The sequence below is a fragment of the Nocardia altamirensis NBRC 108246 genome (assembly GCF_001612685.1).
In the GTDB taxonomy this organism is placed as follows: domain Bacteria; phylum Actinomycetota; class Actinomycetes; order Mycobacteriales; family Mycobacteriaceae; genus Nocardia; species Nocardia altamirensis.
Genome location: NZ_BDAY01000056.1, coordinates 1 through 18,171, shown reverse-complemented (window position 1 = coordinate 18,171; position 18,171 = coordinate 1). Strand labels below are relative to the sequence as shown.

Annotated in this window: 14 protein-coding genes; 7 read left to right on the top strand and 7 right to left on the bottom strand. The window is 67.8% G+C overall.

The genetic code is table 11. From position 1 onward, the window contains the following. Positions 1-64: 64 nt before the first annotated feature. Positions 65-1,483: a uracil-xanthine permease family protein gene (locus NA11_RS27950; protein WP_084655133.1), complete on the top strand. Its 1,419-nt coding sequence runs from the start codon at positions 65-67 to the stop codon at positions 1,481-1,483. A gap of 158 nt (positions 1,484-1,641) precedes the next feature. Here the strand turns inward: NA11_RS27950 and NA11_RS27945 are convergent, their stop codons facing one another. Then, positions 1,642-2,871, bottom strand: coding sequence for a benzoate/H(+) symporter BenE family transporter (locus tag NA11_RS27945; protein ID WP_069165002.1), 1,230 nt, complete (start codon positions 2,869-2,871; stop codon positions 1,642-1,644). A gap of 338 nt (positions 2,872-3,209) precedes the next feature. Between NA11_RS27945 and NA11_RS27940 the strand changes: the two genes are divergently transcribed. Further along, on the top strand, positions 3,210-4,016 hold the full coding sequence (locus tag NA11_RS27940; RefSeq protein WP_069165059.1) for a sulfurtransferase: 807 nt from the start codon (positions 3,210-3,212) through the stop codon (positions 4,014-4,016). Here the strand turns inward: NA11_RS27940 and NA11_RS27935 are convergent, their stop codons facing one another. Both NA11_RS27935 and NA11_RS27930 read right to left on the bottom strand, forming a co-directional pair. Continuing rightward, positions 4,017-4,727 (bottom strand): HNH endonuclease family protein, encoded by a 711-nt coding sequence (locus NA11_RS27935; RefSeq protein WP_069165001.1) that lies wholly within the window; start codon positions 4,725-4,727, stop codon positions 4,017-4,019. An 80-nt stretch (positions 4,728-4,807) separates the two neighbouring features. Beyond that, positions 4,808-5,170 carry a hypothetical protein gene (locus NA11_RS27930; RefSeq protein ID WP_069165000.1) on the bottom strand — a complete coding sequence of 121 codons (363 nt, stop codon included), beginning with the start codon at positions 5,168-5,170 and terminating at the stop codon, positions 4,808-4,810. A gap of 192 nt (positions 5,171-5,362) precedes the next feature. Here NA11_RS27930 and NA11_RS44180 point away from each other — a divergent pair, with 192 nt between their 5' ends. From NA11_RS44180 to NA11_RS27905, 4 genes are all read left to right on the top strand, one after another. Further along, on the top strand, positions 5,363-8,308 hold the full coding sequence (locus NA11_RS44180; protein WP_084655132.1) for a DEAD/DEAH box helicase: 2,946 nt from the start codon (positions 5,363-5,365) through the stop codon (positions 8,306-8,308). Further along, a complete protein-coding gene (locus NA11_RS27915) occupies positions 8,305-9,072 on the top strand; it encodes an SWIM zinc finger family protein (RefSeq protein ID WP_069164999.1) in 768 nt (255 codons plus the stop codon). The genes NA11_RS44180 and NA11_RS27915 overlap by 4 nt, the downstream gene beginning before the upstream one ends. A gap of 343 nt (positions 9,073-9,415) precedes the next feature. Next, entirely contained in the window at positions 9,416-9,943 is a 528-nt protein-coding gene (locus NA11_RS27910) for a TetR/AcrR family transcriptional regulator (RefSeq protein ID WP_069164998.1), read from the top strand. Beyond that, positions 9,940-10,740, top strand: coding sequence for a helical backbone metal receptor (locus NA11_RS27905; RefSeq protein ID WP_069164997.1), 801 nt, complete (start codon positions 9,940-9,942; stop codon positions 10,738-10,740). The genes NA11_RS27910 and NA11_RS27905 overlap by 4 nt, the downstream gene beginning before the upstream one ends. Position 10,741: 1 nt before the next feature. On the opposite strand, the gene NA11_RS27900 is transcribed toward NA11_RS27905, so the two are convergent. The 4 genes from NA11_RS27900 to icmF form a co-directional block, all read right to left on the bottom strand. Continuing rightward, positions 10,742-11,149, bottom strand: a complete 408-nt coding sequence (locus NA11_RS27900; RefSeq protein ID WP_069164996.1) for a DUF3224 domain-containing protein — start codon at positions 11,147-11,149, stop codon at positions 10,742-10,744. A gap of 41 nt (positions 11,150-11,190) precedes the next feature. Next, the gene (locus NA11_RS27895; protein ID WP_069164995.1) at positions 11,191-12,687 is read right to left on the bottom strand and encodes a flavin-containing monooxygenase; all 1,497 of its coding nucleotides are present in this window, start codon (positions 12,685-12,687) and stop codon (positions 11,191-11,193) included. A 155-nt stretch (positions 12,688-12,842) separates the two neighbouring features. After that, entirely contained in the window at positions 12,843-13,925 is a 1,083-nt protein-coding gene (locus tag NA11_RS27890) for an amidohydrolase family protein (RefSeq protein WP_069164994.1), read from the bottom strand. Between the two features lie 53 nt (positions 13,926-13,978). Next, positions 13,979-17,197 (bottom strand): fused isobutyryl-CoA mutase/GTPase IcmF, encoded by a 3,219-nt coding sequence (gene icmF, locus NA11_RS27885; protein WP_069164993.1) that lies wholly within the window; start codon positions 17,195-17,197, stop codon positions 13,979-13,981. 243 nt (positions 17,198-17,440) lie between these two features. Here icmF and NA11_RS27880 point away from each other — a divergent pair. Next, positions 17,441-18,171, top strand: a 731-nt coding sequence (locus tag NA11_RS27880) for a hypothetical protein (protein ID WP_069164992.1), incomplete at its 3' end; no start/stop codon positions are given.

Genomic DNA, 18,171 nt, shown 5'->3' with positions numbered 1-18,171 from the left:
TGATGTCACCTGGGCGAAACATTTGCTGGGGGTTCATGTAAAGAACGGCGACTAGACCATTTCTATGGCAGTCGAAGCGCATCCAGTCGATAGCAGGTTGCCGTTCGGACGGCAGCTCACGTTCGGTATTCAGCACGTGCTGATCATGTACACCGGGTGCATTACGGTGCCGCTGGTTTTCGGGGCGGCGGTGGGGCTCGATCGAGCCACGATTGCACTGCTGATCAGCGCGGATCTCCTGGTCGCCGGGATCATCACGATGGTGCAGAGCCTCGGCGTCGGCAAGCTGGCCGGTGCGCGACTGCCGATCATCTGCGGCGCGACGTTCATCGGGTTGGACCCGATGATCATGATCGCCAGGGAGTACGGGCTCGAGGCGGTCTACGGTTCGATGCTGATCGGCGGTGTCGTCGGCATCGTGCTTGCCTGGCCGTTTGCCCGGATGGTCCGATTCTTTCCGCCGCTGGTCTCCGGGACCGTGCTCACCGTGGTCGGCGTCTCGCTGATCGGCACGGCCGGTCGGCTGATCGTCGGCACCGACCGGACGGACCCGTCGTTCGCCGCGCCCTCGCATATCGGGGTGGCCGCCGTGGTCGTCGTGCTCGCCGTCGGGTTCATGTGCCTCGCCCGCGGGATGTGGTCGCAGATCGGGGTTTTGATCGCGCTTGCCGTCGGTGTCGTTCTCTCGATCCCGATGGGGCTTGTCGACACCGGCGGCATCACGAGCAGCGCATGGGTCGGCCTGCCCGAGCCGTTCCATTTCGGCGCGCCCGAGTTCCCGATCACGGCGGTGGTCGCCATGAGCATCGTGATGGCGGTGGTGTTCGCCGAATCCACCGCGAGCATGCTGGCGATCAGCGAGATCACCGGCAAACCGGTCGGCAGGGCCGAGCTGGCTCGCGGCCTGGTCGGCGACGGGCTGTCCGGCGTGCTCGGCGGCGTCTTCACCGCGTTCGTCGACTCGATGTTCAATCAGAATGTCGGCGCGGTGGCGGCCACCCGCGTGTTCAGCCGCTACGTGACCGCGACCAGCGGCGCCATCCTGATCGTGCTCGGCCTGGTGCCGCGGTTCGGCGCGCTGGTCGCGGCGGTGCCCAAACCGGTGGTCGGCGGCGTCGGGCTCGTTCTGTTCGCCACCATCGCGATCGTCGGCATCGAAACCCTTCGCCGAGCCGACCTCGGGGACCGCGTCAACGCCATCATCGTCGCCACTGCGCTCGGCCTGGGCCTGCTTCCGGTGCTGACCAAGGACTTCTTCATCAAGTTCCCCTCCGCCGTCCAGATCCTGCTGGACAGCGGCATAACCATGGGTGCAGGCTCGGTGTTCGCGCTCAACCTGCTCTTCAATCACACCCGCCTCGGCGCCTTTGCCCGTGGCGAATCCAAGCCTGACTCGCTGGAACTGTCCGTGCCCGATGTGTCAGTACCGCCGCAGCGCACGCAACAGGAACCGGTGGCCGATCCGGCTCCGGCACCGAGCTGATCAGTTCCGACCGCACCCGACGCGCCGCAACTCGACCGTGACGCATTGCCGCACAACGCTTTCCGCCACGGCCACAACGACTTCCGTGACGGGTCGTAATACCGTCCGGCTTGCACTGCATCGACGGTCCGGCCACGCCGACATCAGTGCAGACCGTGTCAGTCGCGGTGGGACAGCACCTTTCGCACCACCAATCCGGCAACCAGGGCCCAGAACGCGGCACCGACGCCCGCGAATCCGATACCCGAGGCCGCGATCAGGAAGGTGACGATGCCTGCTTCCCGATGTTTCTCGGAGCTGAGGGCGCCGACGAGGGCGGCGCCGAGCGTGGCCAGGAGCGCAAGGCCCGCAACAGTTTCCAGCGTGCCCGCGGGAGCGGTGGCGATCAGGGTGACCAGGGCGGCGGAGCCGAGTGCCACGACCAGATAGCTGACGCCCGAGGTGAAGGTGGCGATCCAGCGTTTCTTCGGATCCGGATGTGCCGCAGGGGCCGCAGACAGGGCGGCGCTGATCGCGGCGAGGTTGATGGCGTGCCCGCCCGCAGGTGCGCCGAGCACGGTGCCGATCCCGGTCACGGACATCGCTGCCCGCCAGGGGATTTGGTAGCCGAAGGACTTCATCACCGCGGTTCCCGGAATGTTCTGCGAGGCCATGGTCACGATGTACAGCGGCAGCGCGATGCCGATCATCGCCTGCCAACTCCAGTGCGGCAGTGTGAGTTCCACCGTGGGAGTCATTGCGGCGAGATCGAGGTGCTTGTGCTGCACCGCGATACTGATGCCTGCTCCGACGGCCGCTGTCACGAAGGCCGCGATCACCGCCCACCGCTTGGCGAAGCGGTGCAACACCAGCCAGACCACGATCACCGGCACCACCACCGCCGGACTGGACTGGACCGCTTTGACCGGCGCGAGGCACAGCGGCAGCAACACCCCGGCCAGCATGGCCTGGGCGATCTCCACCGGAATCGCGGCGACCAGGTTGCCGAGCCGCTGCCACAGGCCGGTGATCACGATCAACACCCCGGTGATCGCGAACGCACCGACCGCGGCAGGCCAGCCACCGGCCACCGCGCCCGTACTGACGAGCAATGCGGCGCCCGGTGTCGACCAGGCCAGCGTGATCGGCATGCGATAGCGGTAGCTGAGCAGCATCATGCCGAACGCCTGGGTCACGCAGACCGCGAGCAGGCCGGACGCCGCCTGCGCGGTGCTCGCGCCGACCGCGGTCAGCCCGCTGAGCACCACGGCGAACGCGCTGGTGAAACCGACCAGCCCGGTGACGATCCCGGCGCTGATCGGCTGCCCGAGTCCGGCCGATGGGGTGGCGTCGGACTCGGGCCCCTGCTGTTCGGTGGGTGCCTGCGGCGCCGCGGAAACGTTCGACATTGTGCCGATCCTGCCTGCAACTGGACTGGCGGTCACGGGCCAGTGGGTCGAAACTGGACTGAGTTTCCCTGGTCGACCAGGGCATGTGACCGGCACGGCTACTGGTGTTCGTTAAGCGACCTGGACAAAGCTCGGGAAGCCCACCGGTCCAGTCGTGTCGAGTTGGTCGGCCGCCGGTGCAGCCCTGTCGCACCACGTCACCAAAGGCGGCGAACCGGCTCGACTACCGGCGAGTAGCGCTGGGGTGCAGCCACATTGCCCTGATCAGATGCGTAGGGTGGGGGTATTCGGGTGCGCGAAGATGCGATTCTGGACGAGGAGCTGGGTTGAGCGCGGTACTGATCTCACCGGTAGAGCTTCGAGGAGCGTTGTCGGACAGGCAGGTTCGTCTGCTGGACGTCCGATGGGCGCTGGGTGACCCGGATGGGCCGCAGCACTATCTGAACGGCCACATCCCCGGCGCCGTGTTCGTCGACATGGAAACCGAACTGGCCGCTCCGCCGTCGCCCGCGCGGGGCAGGCACCCGCTGCCGGATATCGCGCAGCTGGAGAAGTGCGCGCGCAGCTGGGGTGTGCGGCGCGGCGATCCGGTGGTCGTCTACGACGCGACCGGCGGCATGGCGGCCGCCCGCGCCTGGTGGCTGCTGCGCTGGGCCGGGATCGCCGATGTGCGGATCCTCGACGGCGGACTGCCCGGCTGGACGAGCGCAGGCGGCGACATCGCGACCGGCACCGAGCCGGACCCCGAGCCCGGTGATGTGGAGCTGTCGCCGGGCCACCTGCCGGTCATCGACGCGGACGCCGCCGCCCGCTGGCGTGGCGTGCTGCTCGATGCGCGCGCAGGGGAGCGCTACCGTGGCGAGGTCGAGCCGATCGATCCGCGCGCGGGTCATATCCCCGGCGCCATCAGCGCGCCCACCGCCGAAAACCTCGACGCCAACGGACGTTTCCGGGCACCGGCCGAACTCCGCGACCGCTTCGCCGGATACCGCGCCGAACCGGTCGCGGTCTACTGCGGCTCCGGCGTCACCGCCGCACACCAGGTCGCTGCCCTCGCCGTCGCAGGCATCGAAGCCGCCCTGTACCCGGGCTCATGGTCCCAGTGGTCGCACGATCCGAAGCGTCCGGTCGCCACCGGAAGCTGATCAGGGACAGTTGCGGGCGACAGCCTGGAGTGCCATGTTGTCGGCCACCGTCAACGCCAGGTCGTAGTGGATGGCGGCGGTGAGGTATTTGCCCGCGTAGAAGCAGTGGTTTGCGCGTGCGGGCGGGAGCCATTCGGCCGGTGTCTTGTCGCCCTTGGCCTGGTTGGTGCGTCCGTCGGTGGCGAGCAGGTTGGTGTCGAGGTCGTTGGCGAAGCGGATCCGTCGGTCGATCGGCCAGAAGGCCGCTCCCATGTCCCATGCTGCGGCCAGCGGATACACGTGGTCGATCTGTACCTTGTCGGCCTCGGCCTTCTCGAACGGGATTCGTTTGCCGGTGTAGGGGTCGGTCAAGATCCCGCCGATGACGACACAATCGTTGGTCCCCTGCCGCAACCGCACCTCGGTGAGCTGCGCGGCGAGCACGTTGTTGCGGGTGTCGCAGCCGTCGTGCCCGCCGGGAGCGTCGTTGTCGTCGGTCCAGGCAGGCCCGAATACGCAGCCCTGCCCCGCCTTGCAGCCACGCTCGTAACCACCGGGATGCGGTCGATTCGGCACCACCCGCACCCCCGCGAGCAGCCGTTCCACGTCGACCCTGGTCGGACTGCCTGGCGCAGGCGGCACCGGACCCGTGTCGATCGCGAGCCCGCCGCATCCCGCCACGAACAGCACGACGACCGCACCGGCCAGCCAATGCCGAACGTCCGCACCCATGGCGTCACATCTACACGTGCGGACCGACATCCGTGCACCCCGAGCAAAGCGCGATTCTCACCAGGAAGGCCGGGCAATCCTCACAACCACGCGCGCGCGAGAAGGTCGTCGTCGGCGACCTCGCTTGCCCGCGGTGGGAACCGGGTGGCCGAAATCGACTCGGCGCGCACGCCGTCGTGCCCGATCAGCCACGAACCGCCGTTCTCCTCGCATTCAGCGAGCTTGGCGAAGGTGGCGAGCAGGAAACTGATGGCTTCGTGCGGGTCGAGAGTTCGGGCCAGGCGCTGTGATTCACCGGGGCGGGACAGGTCCAGCCACACGCCGGACTGGCCGTCCAACCTCATCCCGACGATCTTCTCGGCGTTGATGAAGGTGAATTTGCGCCGTTCCCACGGCGTCGTCGGCGTGAAGCTCTGCTCGAGAACCTGGAGCAGAATCGTCATGATTGCCTCCGCTTCCGTTGACACCTGACTGCGCTTACCCACCCCGCTGGCTTCGCCCAGCTGCCATCCCCGGGGGTTCTGCTGCGATGACCAGCGGATATTCAATTATGGGCCGGTCAGGCCGAGAAATCCAGAAAAGCGCGAGGTCGCGGTCGATGGATCGCTGTCGGACCGGCCTGCTTGGATGGGTTGATGCTGCACGGTCTGTGGTCGCCGGGCTCCGGGTTGCTGCTCTGGCACGATTCGCCCCTCGTCGCGCTGCCCGACCCGTTGGGCAGCGCATTGCGCGCGTCGAAATTCCGGCACCGGGTCGAGGTGCTGGTCGACGGCACGGAGACCGCGCAGGTCCGGGCGCACGCGATGGCGCCGATCGCGGCGGCGGACGCGCTGCGGCAACGACTGCCGAGCGAGGCGGTGTCCGGCGATCTGCGGTTTCTCGCGCACGTCGCGCGTGGCATCGAGCGCTGGGTGCGGGCCGGTCGGATCGTGCCCGAGCTGCGCAGGGCCGATGGTCAATGGTGGGTGCGCTGGCGGTTGGTCGGGGGCGAGCGGCAGCGTGCCTGGCTTGCCGAGCTGGCCGTGGCGATGCCCGCCGCGCTGCGGGTCGCCGGTCGGCCGAACGCGGTGCTCGACGATCTGGTCACCGAGCTCACCGATCCGATCGCGCGGACGCTGATCGACGCCTCGACGGCATCGCATCCGCTGGTGGACGCGCTGGTTCGCGATATCGCCCTGGACGGCGGCAGCTATCGGGTCGCCGAGGTGCTCGAGCAGTGGCGGGCGACGCTGACCGGTGATGAGCCGGAATTGGTGCTTCGCCTGCTCGAACCGGACGGCGAGCTCGGCACCGCCGACGAATCGGTCGCGCTGTGGCGGCTGGAGGTGTGTCTGCGGCTCGACGGTGCGGCGCCGAATCCGGTACTGCTGCATACGGATCCGAATCTGCTGCGGATCGCGGTGGACAAGCTCGGCGCGGCGCAGCGCGCCTATCCTCGGCTGCGCGACCTCCCGAGCGATCCGCGGTCGATGGACCTGCTGCTGCCGACCGAGGTCGTCGTCGACCTGGTCGAGCACGGCGCGCATGCGCTGCAGGCCGCCGGCGTCAAACTGCTGTTGCCGCGGGCCTGGAATGTCAGTGCGCCGACCATGCGACTGCGGGTGGACAGCGCGGTGCCCGCCGCGGAGAGCACCGTCGGCATGCCGGGACTCGTCTCGTACCGTTGGGAACTCGCGCTCGGCGACACCGTGCTCACCAAGGCGGAGATGGCTCGGCTGATCACCAGCAAGTCCGACCTGGTCAAGCTGCGCGGCGACTGGGTGCAGGCCGATCACAAAATGCTGGCCGCCGCCGCGCGCTACGTTGCCGCGCACACCGACACGTCCGAGATCACCTTCGCCGACCTGATCGGCGAACTCGCGGGCGGCCGCGTCGAACAGGTGCCGATCACCGAGGTCACCGCCACCGGATGGGCCGCGGACATCCTGGACCGAAGCCGCGAGCTCGCACCGATCGCCCCGCCGATCGGCCTGAAGGCACAGCTGCGGCCCTACCAGGAACGTGGCCTCGCCTGGCTGGCGACCATGAGCCGCATGGGTTTCGGCGGAATCCTGGCCGACGACATGGGCCTCGGCAAGACCGTGCAGGTGCTGGCGCTGCTGGTGCACGAGCGCGAGTCGGTCAGCGGCGCGATGCCGCAATCCACCGCGCAGGCGCCCGTCAGGGAATCGGCGGGTGATGCGGTGCCGCAGTCGACGTCGTCGGGACCCGTGGGGGAGTCGGCGGGTGATGCGGTGCCGCAGTCGACGTCACCGGAAGCTATGAGGGAGTCGGCGAGTGGTGGAGCCCCGCATCCCACCTTGCTGGTATGTCCGATGTCGGTGGTCGGCAACTGGCAGCGCGAGACCGAGCGTTTCGCGCCGGACCTGCGCGTGCTTGTGCACCACGGCGCGGGCAGGCGCCTGGGGGACGAGCTGGATGCGGCGGTAGCCGACGCGGATCTGGTGATCACGACATATGCGTTGCTTGCGCGGGATCTCGACGAGTTGAAACGGCAGTCGTGGGATCGGATGGTGCTGGACGAGGCGCAGCACATCAAGAACGCGGGGACAAGGCAGGCGCGCGCGGCCAGGTCGTTGCCCGCGCGACATCGGTTGGCGCTCACCGGAACTCCGGTGGAGAACCGGCTGGAGGAGCTGCGGTCGATCATGGATTTCGCGATGCCGAAGATGCTGGGCAGCGCGCAGACGTTCCGGGCCCGCTTCGCGGTGCCGATCGAGCGGGAGCGCGACGAGAACGCGATCAGCAGGCTGCGGATGATCACCCAGCCGTTCGTGCTGCGCCGGGTGAAGACCGACCCCGCGGTGATCACCGATCTGCCGGAGAAACTGGAAATGACGGTGCGCGCCAACCTGACCGTCGAGCAGGCCGCGCTGTACCAGGCGGTGGTCGACGACATGCTGGAGAAGATCAAGGACGCGAAAGGCATGGCGCGCAAGGGCGCCGTGCTCAGCGCGCTGACCAGGCTCAAGCAGGTGTGCAACCATCCGGCGCATTTCCTCGGCGACGGCTCCGCGATGCTGCATCGCGGCAATCATCGATCCGGCAAGCTCGCGCTGGTCGAGGACGTGCTGGACGCGGTGCTCGCCGACGGTGAGAAGGCGTTGCTGTTCACCCAGTTCCGCGAGTTCGGCGAGCTCATCGCGCCGTATCTGGTCGAGCGGTTCGGCACCGAGATCCCGTTCCTGCACGGCGGGGTGCCCAAGCAGCGGCGCGACACCATGGTCACCCGCTTCCAGGAACCGGACGGGCCGCCGCTGATGTTGTTGTCGCTGAAGGCCGGTGGCACCGGGTTGACCCTCACCGCGGCCAATCATGTGGTGCACCTGGATCGTTGGTGGAATCCGGCGGTGGAGAACCAGGCCACCGACCGCGCGTACCGGATCGGTCAGCAGCGCAATGTCCAGGTGCGCAAGCTGGTCTGCGTCGACACCATCGAGGAGCGCATCGACGAAATGATCAGCGGTAAAAGGCAACTCGCCGATCTGGCGATCGGGGCAGGGGAGAACTGGATCACCGAGCTGAGCACCGACGAACTGCAGCACCTGTTCGCCCTCGGCGCGGAGGCGGTCGGCGAATGAGTCCCTACATCGACTACAGCGAATTCGGCAAGCGTCGGCCGGTGCGCGGCGGGGTCGAGGCCCGCAGTCGCCGTGGCGGTTTCGGGCGCACCTGGTGGGGCAAGGCGCTGATCGACGCCGTGGAGCGGATGGCAGAGCCGGGCCGCATGTCGCGCGGGCGCACCTATGCCAGGGCCGGACAGGTGGTGAGCTACCGGATCGAGCTGGGCGCGGTCACCGCGGAGGTCCAGGGCAGCCAACCACGCCCGTTCACCTCGATCTTCACCGTCCGCCCGCTGCGGGAGGAGGAGATCGAGCTGCTCATCGAGACGATCAGGGACGCGCCTGGCATGCTCGCCGAGATCGCTTCCGGCGCACTGCCGACCGACCTCGGTCCGCTGCTGCTGCCGACCACCGCCGCCGACCTGGATTTCAGCTGCAGCTGCCCGGACCCTGGCTGGCCGTGCAAGCATGTGGCTGCGGTCTGCTACCTGCTCGCCGAACGTCTCGACGAGCGCCCCCGCGAGATTCTCACCCTGCGCGGCCTCGACCTGGACACCCTCATCGGCGGCATCGAACGCGACCTGCGCGCCACCGACGCCACCGATCCCTACGGTGACGACGCCCAACTGCCGGACCTGCCGAAGCTCGAATTCCGCCCTGCCCTCGATGATCTGGACCAGATGCTGCTGCGGAAAGCGATGCGGATGACGGCCGACGAGGAGTCCGTCGCCGCGGCAGGGCTGCGTGAACTCACTGCGCTGTACGGAAGTTTCGACGGCTGAGTGCTGTTTGGGCGCTGTGCGGCGTTTCGGGCGGCTTAGTGCGGTTGCGACGGCTGTGCGCGGATCCGTCCCCGGGGCACTCGCATCGGGTGGCCTGCTGAGGTTGGTAAGCATCCGGCGTCGGGGCTTGCGGTTGCCACCGGACTCTTCGGGGCGGGATCAGGTCCGGTTGCACAGGGACCGGGACATCCCGACACCGGATGCTCACCTAGTGTGCGCGCGCCGACTCCGCCCCGGAACTGCCCGAGAGTTGCCCGGCCACTGCCCTTGCACCGAACTTCGGACCACGCCGGGGCGCGCGGTTTTGCAAACCAGAACCTGAACTCTGTTTAGGCTGGCGGATGTGGCGGGCAAGGGCTTATGGCTGGCATCCGGCCTGGCGATCCTCGGTGCGACGGGCCCGGCCGGGCTCACCCTCGACCGGCTGGTCGCGGCGACCGGGCTGACCACCGGCTCCTTCTATCACCACTTCGCGGGAATCTCCGGGTACAAGGCGGACTTGCTCGAGCACTTCGAGGAGGTGCACACCATGCGCCACGTTCGCGAGGTGACCGCCGCCGAAGGCCTCGATGCCCGCGGCCGACTCGAATTGCTGCTCGATCTCGTGCTGCAGGACGACGAGCCTGCCAGGCTGGAGACGGCGATCCGGTCGTGGGCGATCGACGACCCGGCCGCCGCAGAGGTCAAGCAGCGGATCGACGCCGTCCGGCTCGGTTTCCTGCGAAAGTTGTTGCGGGAGAGCGGGTACGGCGAGACCGACGCCATCCAGACGGCGCGGATTCTCTATCTGCTCATGCTCGGTGCGAGCAACATGCTGCCCGTTGTCCCGCCGGAGGAGCTGCGCATCCTCGCCGAGCGAGTGCTGTCATGAACCGATCCGCCGAGCAGCGCGCCGGCGCGGCTGCACCGCGTGACGATCTCGGCGCGGTGGTGCCGATCGACGCACCGCCGCGTCGCGTGGTCTCGCTGGTGCCCTCGCTCACCGAGGCGGTGGCCGCCACCTGCCCGGATGTGCTGCTCGCCGCAACGGAATGGTGCACGCATCCACCCGATTTGGTGGTCGAGCGGGTGCGCGGCACCAAGAACCCGGACACCCGCCGCATCATCGAGCTCGCTCCCGACCTGGTGCTGTGCAACATGGAGGAGAACCGGCGCATCGACGTCGACCGGCTGCGCACCGCGGGAGTTCCGGTGTGGGTGACCAGGATCGAAACGGTCGACGAGGCGCTCACCGCCTTGGCTCGACTCTGCACCGATGCGCTCGGAACCGCCGTCCCCGACTGGCTGACCGAGGCCGAAAAGGCCTGGGCGGCGCCACCACCCACACCACCGCGCAACGCGGTCATCCCGATCTGGCGCCATCCGTGGATGGTGGTCGGCCGCAACACCTTCACCGGCGACCTCGCCGCCCGCCTCGGCCTGCATCTCGTGCACGCCGATCGCCCCGATCGCTACCCCCACCTCACCGACGACGAGCTGACCGCAGGCATCGATCTCGCCGTGCTCCCCGACGAGCCTTACGTTTTCACCAGCACCGATGGCCCCGACGCATTCCCTGGCATCCCGGTCGCCTTGGTCGAGGGCCGCAGCCTCACCTGGTACGGGCCTTCCCTGGCCACCGCGCGCGCCACCCTCACCCGCCAACTGGCCGAGGCGTACTGCCCCTGAGTCAGCCGAGCTCGTAGTCGAACCAGATGTGGTGTCCGCCGTCGGCATCCACGCTGAGACCACCGGTTCCGGTGATCCCGGCCAGGGCTCCGGTGCCGCTGCCCGGGACGATGAGAAAGAACTCGTTCGAGCGATCGGTGCCCCCCGTGGTCGCCGAATGCGCGAAGTTGAAGGTGCCTTCGCTGCCGTTCAGCGCACCCTCGAACGACTCCATCGCGACATACGTCCCCACACCGGTAGCCAGGTCGAACGCCGAGGTGAACAGGGTCGCCGAGCGCCCGGTGACCTCGCCGTCGAAGTGTTTTTCGATGGTGGCGAGGCCGACCGGGAGCGCGGTGGTGACGGGCGGGTCCTGCGCCACCTCGGTCGGGACGAACGAGGCGACGGAGAAGGTGCCGATTGCTTTCATGCGCCAGAGCGTAGCGGCGCCGACCGACACCCTCCGCCCGGTTACGCCGAGGTGGCGAACCGGTAGTCGGACAGGTCGAAATGCCCACTGCGCCAGGCTGCCTCGACCGTGGTCGACGGCCGCAGCGGGACGTCGCCGTGCTTGTCGAAGTAGTAGCTGTTGGACAACGCGCAGCTGTCCTGCCAGAACACCTGGCCGCCGCGGCGGGCGAGCACCTCTTGGAAGTACCGCTCGTTCGCCTCGTGGGTCACCTCGACGACCGTCGACTTGCCCGCGCGCGCATGGCGCAGGCAGCGCAGGATGTGCCTGGTCTGGTTCTCGATCAGGGTGAAGTAGGACGCGCCGTTGTAGCCGTACGGGCCGACGACGGCGAAGAAGTTCGGGAAGCCGGGCACGCTCACACCTTGGTATGCCTGCAGTCGGTTCTCGTCCCACCACTTCTCCAGATCGAGGCCGCCGAGGCCGCGCAGCTGGAAGGTCGGCATGTTGCCGGACTCCATCACCTTGAAGCCGGTCGCCAGGATCAGGACGTCGACCGGGTATTCCGTGCCGGTGGCGGTGCGCACGCCGGTCGGTGTGACGGCCTCGATCGGGTCGGTCTCCAGCACCACGTTGTCGCGGTTGTAGGTGGCCAGGTAGTCGTTCGAGAACCCGGGCCGTTTGCAGCCCAACGCATAACGGGGCGTGAGCTTTTCGCGGATCGCCGGATCGTGCACCTGGTTACGCAGGTGGGCGCGGCCGAGCCGCTCGCCGAGCGCCGAAGCCATGGGCAATTGCCGGTGGTAGTGCGCGGCGATAGGAAAGGTGATCTCGACGTAGGTCTGGCTGATCAACCGGGTCACCGACTTCACGCCGGGCACCCGCAGCGCCCACTGCAATGCCTTGGGCAGCGGCATATCCCAGCGTGGCAGGCACCAGATCGGGGTGCGCTGGAAGACGACGAGCTGCTCGACCTGCGGCGCGGTCTCCGGAATCACCTGCACCGCAGAGGCTCCGGTGCCGATGATCGCGACCCGCTTGCCGCGCAGGTCCTGGGTGTGATCCCAGCGCGAGGTGTGCATGGTGCGGCCGGCGAACTCGTCGACGCCGGGGATCTCGGGCAGTTTGGGGCGGGTGAGCACGCCGGTGGCGCCGATGACGAATCGGGCCGTCAGTTCGTCGCCGTCCTGGGTGCGCAGCAGCCAGCGGCAGCCGTCCGCATCGAACTCGGCGTCGACGATGGTGGTGCGGAACCGGATTCGCGGTCGCAGACCGTATTTGTCCACGCACGATTCGGCGTAAGCCTTCAATTCGCTACCCCGCGCGTAGGTACGGGACCAGCCTGCGCGTTGCTCGAAGGAGTACTGATAGCTGAACGACGGAATGTCAACGGCGATACCGGGATAGGTATTCCAATGCCACGTCCCGCCGACTCCGTCGGCGTCGTCGATGAGGAGGAAATCGTCGAATCCCGCCTCCTGCAATTTGATCGCGGCACCGATTCCGGAGAACCCCGCCCCGATGATGACCACCTCGTGATCAATCCCGTTACCGTTCATGCGCCACCTCCTGTGTTTCCCACCCCACGGGCGATGTGCGCGCGCCACTGCCCGTGCTGTCCGGGCCGCGTCCTCGACGAGGGCGATTCTCGTCGGCCCTGCCCTCCACGGTACGGATACCGGGCGGTACACAGCGAGCATTCGGTGGTGCGAGATCAGGCGTTCTCGTCGTCGATTCGATACACCCGCCGGGCGTTGTCCCGGAAGATCCGTGCCAACTCCGCAGGCCCGCCACCGTGGCCGGTGACCGCAGCGGCAACGGCCTCGACGCTGTTGGCGATGCTCGTAATCGGCCGGTCCACCGGATAATTCGAACCCCACAGCAGCCGGTCGGCGCCGAAGACGTCCATCGCGTGCTCGAGCATCGGCCCGATGCGGTCGAGCAGCACCGGCACCGGAGTCGGCGCGCCGCGCGGCGGCACCGGGTGACCGAGAATCGGCATCGTCAGACCACTGACCTTCGCGACCACCGAGGGGTGCGTGGCGAGTGCCGCGAGATCGTCGCGCCAGCGCACGAACAACTCGCGGCGCAGACTCGGGTTCGTGCCGGTGTGCTTGCCGACCGCGCCGAAAATCCCTGCGGGCGTGCCGAGATGGTTGAGCACGATGGGCACCTGCGGGTAGCGCTTCGCGAGCTCGGCGACCGCGGGCAGCTGGTGCGAGTACACCCACGCCTCGAAGCTCAGCTCGTGCTCGGCGAGCTGCGCGAACCCGTCTAGGAATGCCGGGCTGCCGAGGTGGTTTTCGGCCTTGGCGAAGGAACGGACGCCGGGGTCGGGATGGTGCGCGGCCATGGTCCGGATCCCGCGCACCAGCGGCGAAGCCGAGCGATGGGCGTCGAGCAGGTCGGGGAAACCGGCGGCCGCCGGATCGCCGCCGCCGATGATCGCGGCAAGTCTTGGCGTGTCGACGCCGAACGGCAGGCTCGCCACCCACCTGGTCTCGCCCGCTTTGTCGTTCGGGCCCTTGCCTGCCCAGCCGACTTCGATGTGCACGATCCCATCGACCGGCAGGTCGCCCGCGTCGGACCGATAGTCGGCAGGCAGATACGGCGAAAGGAAGACCCCTGGATCGCCGCTGAATTCCCGGTCGCACCGTGGCGCGAGCCAGGCCGCGGCGCCGACCGGAACGGGCAGCAACCGGAACAGTTTGGCCGTCCCGCTGAAAATCCGCGGCGTGGCGAAGGGATCCCACTGGTGGATGTGCGCATCGATGATCCGGGTGCCCGCGAGATCCATGGCTTCGCCAACCTACGTCGAGGGATTAGATCCGGCGATTGTCACACGGGGGGTCAGACGTTGCGGCGATATTGACCCCCGACAGTGAAGAAGGTGTCGGTGACCTGCTGCAGGGTGCAGACACGTGCGGCATCCATCAGCACCTCGAAGATGTTGTCGTCGGTGCGGGACACCGCTTCGAGCCTGGCGAGGGCGGCGTGCGCCTCGTCGCGGTGCCTGTGCTGGAATTCGCGGACCCGCCGCAGTTGGGACTGTTTCTCGTCCTCGGTGCCGCGGGCCAATTCGATCTCGTGGTGCGGCTCGCCGTGCGGATTGCGGAACGTGTTGACGCCGATGATCGGCAGCGAGCCGTCGTGCTTGCGGTGCTCGTAGCGCATCGACTCGTCCTGGATCTTGCCGCGCTGATATCCGGTCTCCATCGCGCCGAGGACACCGCCGCGTTCGCTGATCCGGTCGAACTCGGCCAGCACCGCCTGCTCGACCAGATCGGTGAGTTCGTCGATGAGAAAGCTGCCCTGCAGCGGATTCTCGTTCATCGCCACGCCCCACTCGCGGTTGATGATGAGCTGGATGGCGAGTGCGCGGCGCACCGATTCCTCGGTAGGTGTGGTCACCGCCTCGTCGTAGGCGTTGGTGTGCAGGCTGTTGCAGTTGTCGTAGATCGCGATGAGCGCCTGCAGGGTGGTGCGAATGTCGTTGAAGCTCATCTCCTGTGCGTGCAACGAGCGGCCCGAGGTCTGGATGTGGTACTTCAGCTTCTGCGAACGGTCGTTGGCGCCGTAGCGATCTCGCATGGCGACCGCCCAGATGCGCCGGGCGACCCGGCCGATCACCGAGTACTCGGGATCCATGCCGTTGGAGAAGAAGAACGACAGGTTCGGGGCGAAGTCGTCGATCCGCATGCCACGCGCGAGATACGCCTCCACGTAGGTGAATCCGTTGGCCAGGGTGAAGGCCAGCTGGCTGATCGGGTTCGCACCGGCCTCCGCGATGTGATAGCCGGAGATCGAGACCGAGTAGAAGTTGCGAACGCCGTTGCGCACGAACCATTCCTGGATGTCGGCCATCATGCGCAGGCTGAACTCGGTGGAGAAGATGCAGGTGTTCTGGCCCTGATCCTCCTTGAGGATGTCGGCTTGCACGGTGCCGCGGACGTTGGCCAGGGTCTTCGCCCTGATGTCCGCGGCCTCGTCTTCGGTCGGCGCGCGTCCTGCCGACTCCGAGAAGCGGTGCAGCGCTTGATCGATCGCGGTATTGAGGAAGTACGCCAGGATGGTGGGGGCCGGCCCGTTGATGGTCATCGACACCGAGGTCGTCGGCGCGGTGAGGTCGAAGCCGTCGTAGAGCGCCCGCATATCGTCCACCGACGCGATCGAGACGCCGGATGTGCCGACCTTGCCGTAGATATCGGGGCGTTCGGCGGGATCGTGGCCGTAGAGCGTCACCGAATCGAACGCGGTGGAAAGCCTTTTCGCGTCCGCATACTCGCTGAGCACCTTGAAGCGGCGGTTGGTGCGGAACGGGTCGCCCTCGCCCGCGAACATCCGAGCCGGGTCTTCGTTGTCCCGTTTGAACGGGAACACACCCGCGGTGAATGGAAAGCGGCCAGGCAGATTTTCCGAGCGCAGGAAGCGAAGCAGCTCACCGTGGTCGGTGAAGCGGGGCAGCGCCACCCGGGAAATCGAATTGCCGGACAGCGTTTCTCGCCGCAGCGGTGTCCGTATCTCGCGATCACGCACCCGCACCACCTGCTCCGCACCGCGATAGGACTCGGCGAGCACGGGCCACTCGGCGAGCAGCGCGGCACTGTCGGCGGTCAGGTCGGCGCGTGCGGCCGCCGCCAGCTCGGCGACGGCGCAGTCGTCCGGCAGTTCGGCCGCGACCTGGTCGAGGCGCTGGACCCGTTGTGCGGCAACGACCTGAGCGGCCGTGCCCGCGTGATAGTCGCGCACGGTTTCAGCGATCTCGGAGAGATAGCGCACCCGGGCGGGCGGGATGATCTGCGCGAATCGCGTGGACGCGCGGGTATCGACCCGTGGCAGCGCGCCCTGCTCCAGTCGCAGGCCGTTGTCCGCGAGCAGTCCGGCCAGGTGCTGGTACAGCGCGGTGACGCCGTCATCGTTGAAGGTGGCTGCGCTGGTGCCGAATACCGGCATGTCCTCGGGCGCGGCACCGAAGGCCTCACGATTGCGGATCAGCTGGCGCGACACATCCCGCAATGCGTCGGCGGCGCCGCGGCGCTCGAACTTGTTGATCGCCACCACATCCGCGTAATCCAGCATGTCGATCTTCTCCAGCTGGGAGGCCGCGCCGAACTCGGGCGTCATCACATACATGGCGACATCGACGTGCTCGGTCACCGCGGCGTCGCCCTGGCCGATGCCCGGCGTCTCCAGGATCACCAGGTCGTAACCGGCGGCCTTGCATGCGGTCACGATCAACTCGATATTGTTCGGCAGCTCGCGTCCGCCGCGGGTGGCCAGCGAACGGAAGAAGATGTGGTCGCCGTCGAGGGCGTTCATCCGGATGCGGTCGCCGAGCAGCGCGCCGCCGCCACGCCGCCGGGTCGGATCGACCGCGAGGATCGCGACCCGCAGCTTGTCCTGCTGGTCGGACCGCAGCCTGCGCACCAATTCGTCGGTGAGCGAGGACTTTCCGGAGCCACCGGTGCCGGTGATGCCGAGCACCGGAACGGTGCGCGCGGCCGCGGCCTGTGCCAGCGACTGCCGATCGCTCTCGGACATGGCGTCTTGCTGCAGGCAGGTGATCGCGCGGGCCAGCGCGGCACGTTCACCGGCGAGCACCGCGTCCAGCGCTGGTGGCTCGGCGGCCAGGTTCACGTCGCAGGCGCGAATCAGCTGATTGATCATGCCCGGCAAGCCGAGTCGCTGTCCGTCCTCGGGCGAGAAGATGGTCACCCCGGCGGCGGCGAGCCGCGCGATCTCCTCGGCGACGATGACGCCGCCGCCACCGCCGAATATCCGAACATGGTCGGCCCCAGCCTTTTTCAGCGCGTCGGCGAGATATTCGAAATATTCGACATGCCCACCCTGGTAGGAACTCACCGCGACGCCTTGCGCGTCCTCGGTGAGCACCGCGTCGACCACCTCGCTCACCGCGCGATTGTGGCCGAGATGGATCACCTCGGCGCCCTGCGCCTGCAGGATGCGTCGCATGATGTTGATCGCCGCGTCGTGTCCGTCGAATAGGGCGGCGGAGGTGACGAAGCGAACGGGATTGGTCGGCGTGTGCAGTGCGCTGCTCTCGGCCACGGGATTCCTCCGGCGATTCCTCGACGCCAGATAGTAGGACGTCAAACTAATCGTACGGTGATACCCGTCACAGCGCCAGGTCGAAACGCCCGGTCAATTCCGAAAAATTTGCGGCGCGAGTTCTGCTCGAGGTGACCGCAAATAGCGACAGTGGGTCCCGGCTCGAGTTCCGATGGGACGCGATGCCCTGCTTTCCGCTCGTAGGCGCGAAATCCACTGCCGAATTCACCTAAGGACGAATCAATGGGACGGAATTCTTATCGGCTCACCGCCGCGGTCGCCGCCCTCGGCCTTTCGATGCTCGCTGCCCCGTTCGCGCACGCGGAACCCGCGCCGCTGAACGGGCTGTTCGCCCTCGCGCCCGGCGTCTGCTCCGGCGGCGCGGTGACCGGCAGCTTCTTCCGGATGATTCTGCCGACCGGTGATGCGGGCGGTCCCTACCTGGCCAACAGCGATTCGCAGTGCAGCGACCAGACGGTCACCCCGCTGTCCGCAGGCAGCGACGGCGGTCTGGTCAGCGGCGGTTATCAGCCGCAGCCCGCCGCGGCGTTCGACGGCGCGGGCAACGCCCAGTCGGGTCGGGTCACCACCCCGGTGCGCTTCTACGGCGTCGACTTCGCCACCGCGACCAACCCCACTGACCCGCAGACTGGTAGCGGCACCGGCGTGCCGCAGCTGTTCTCCGACGGCGGGCAGGTCTCCGGCGACCTCAGCAGCCTCGGCGTCACCTGGAACAACCAGGTGTTCAATCAGGGCTCGCCGAAGCCGGGCGGCGGACTGCCTGGCAAGACCAGCCCGCTGCACGGAACCATCGACGGCGCAGGCAATTTCGTGATCGAGTGGACAAGCCAGATCGTCGGCGGACCGTTCAACAACTTCACCGGACTGTGGCACCTGGCGGGTCAGTACCGCGGCAGCGTCCCGCAGGCGGCTCCGGCCGCCGCCCCGATCGCCGCCCCGCCTGCAGCACCTGC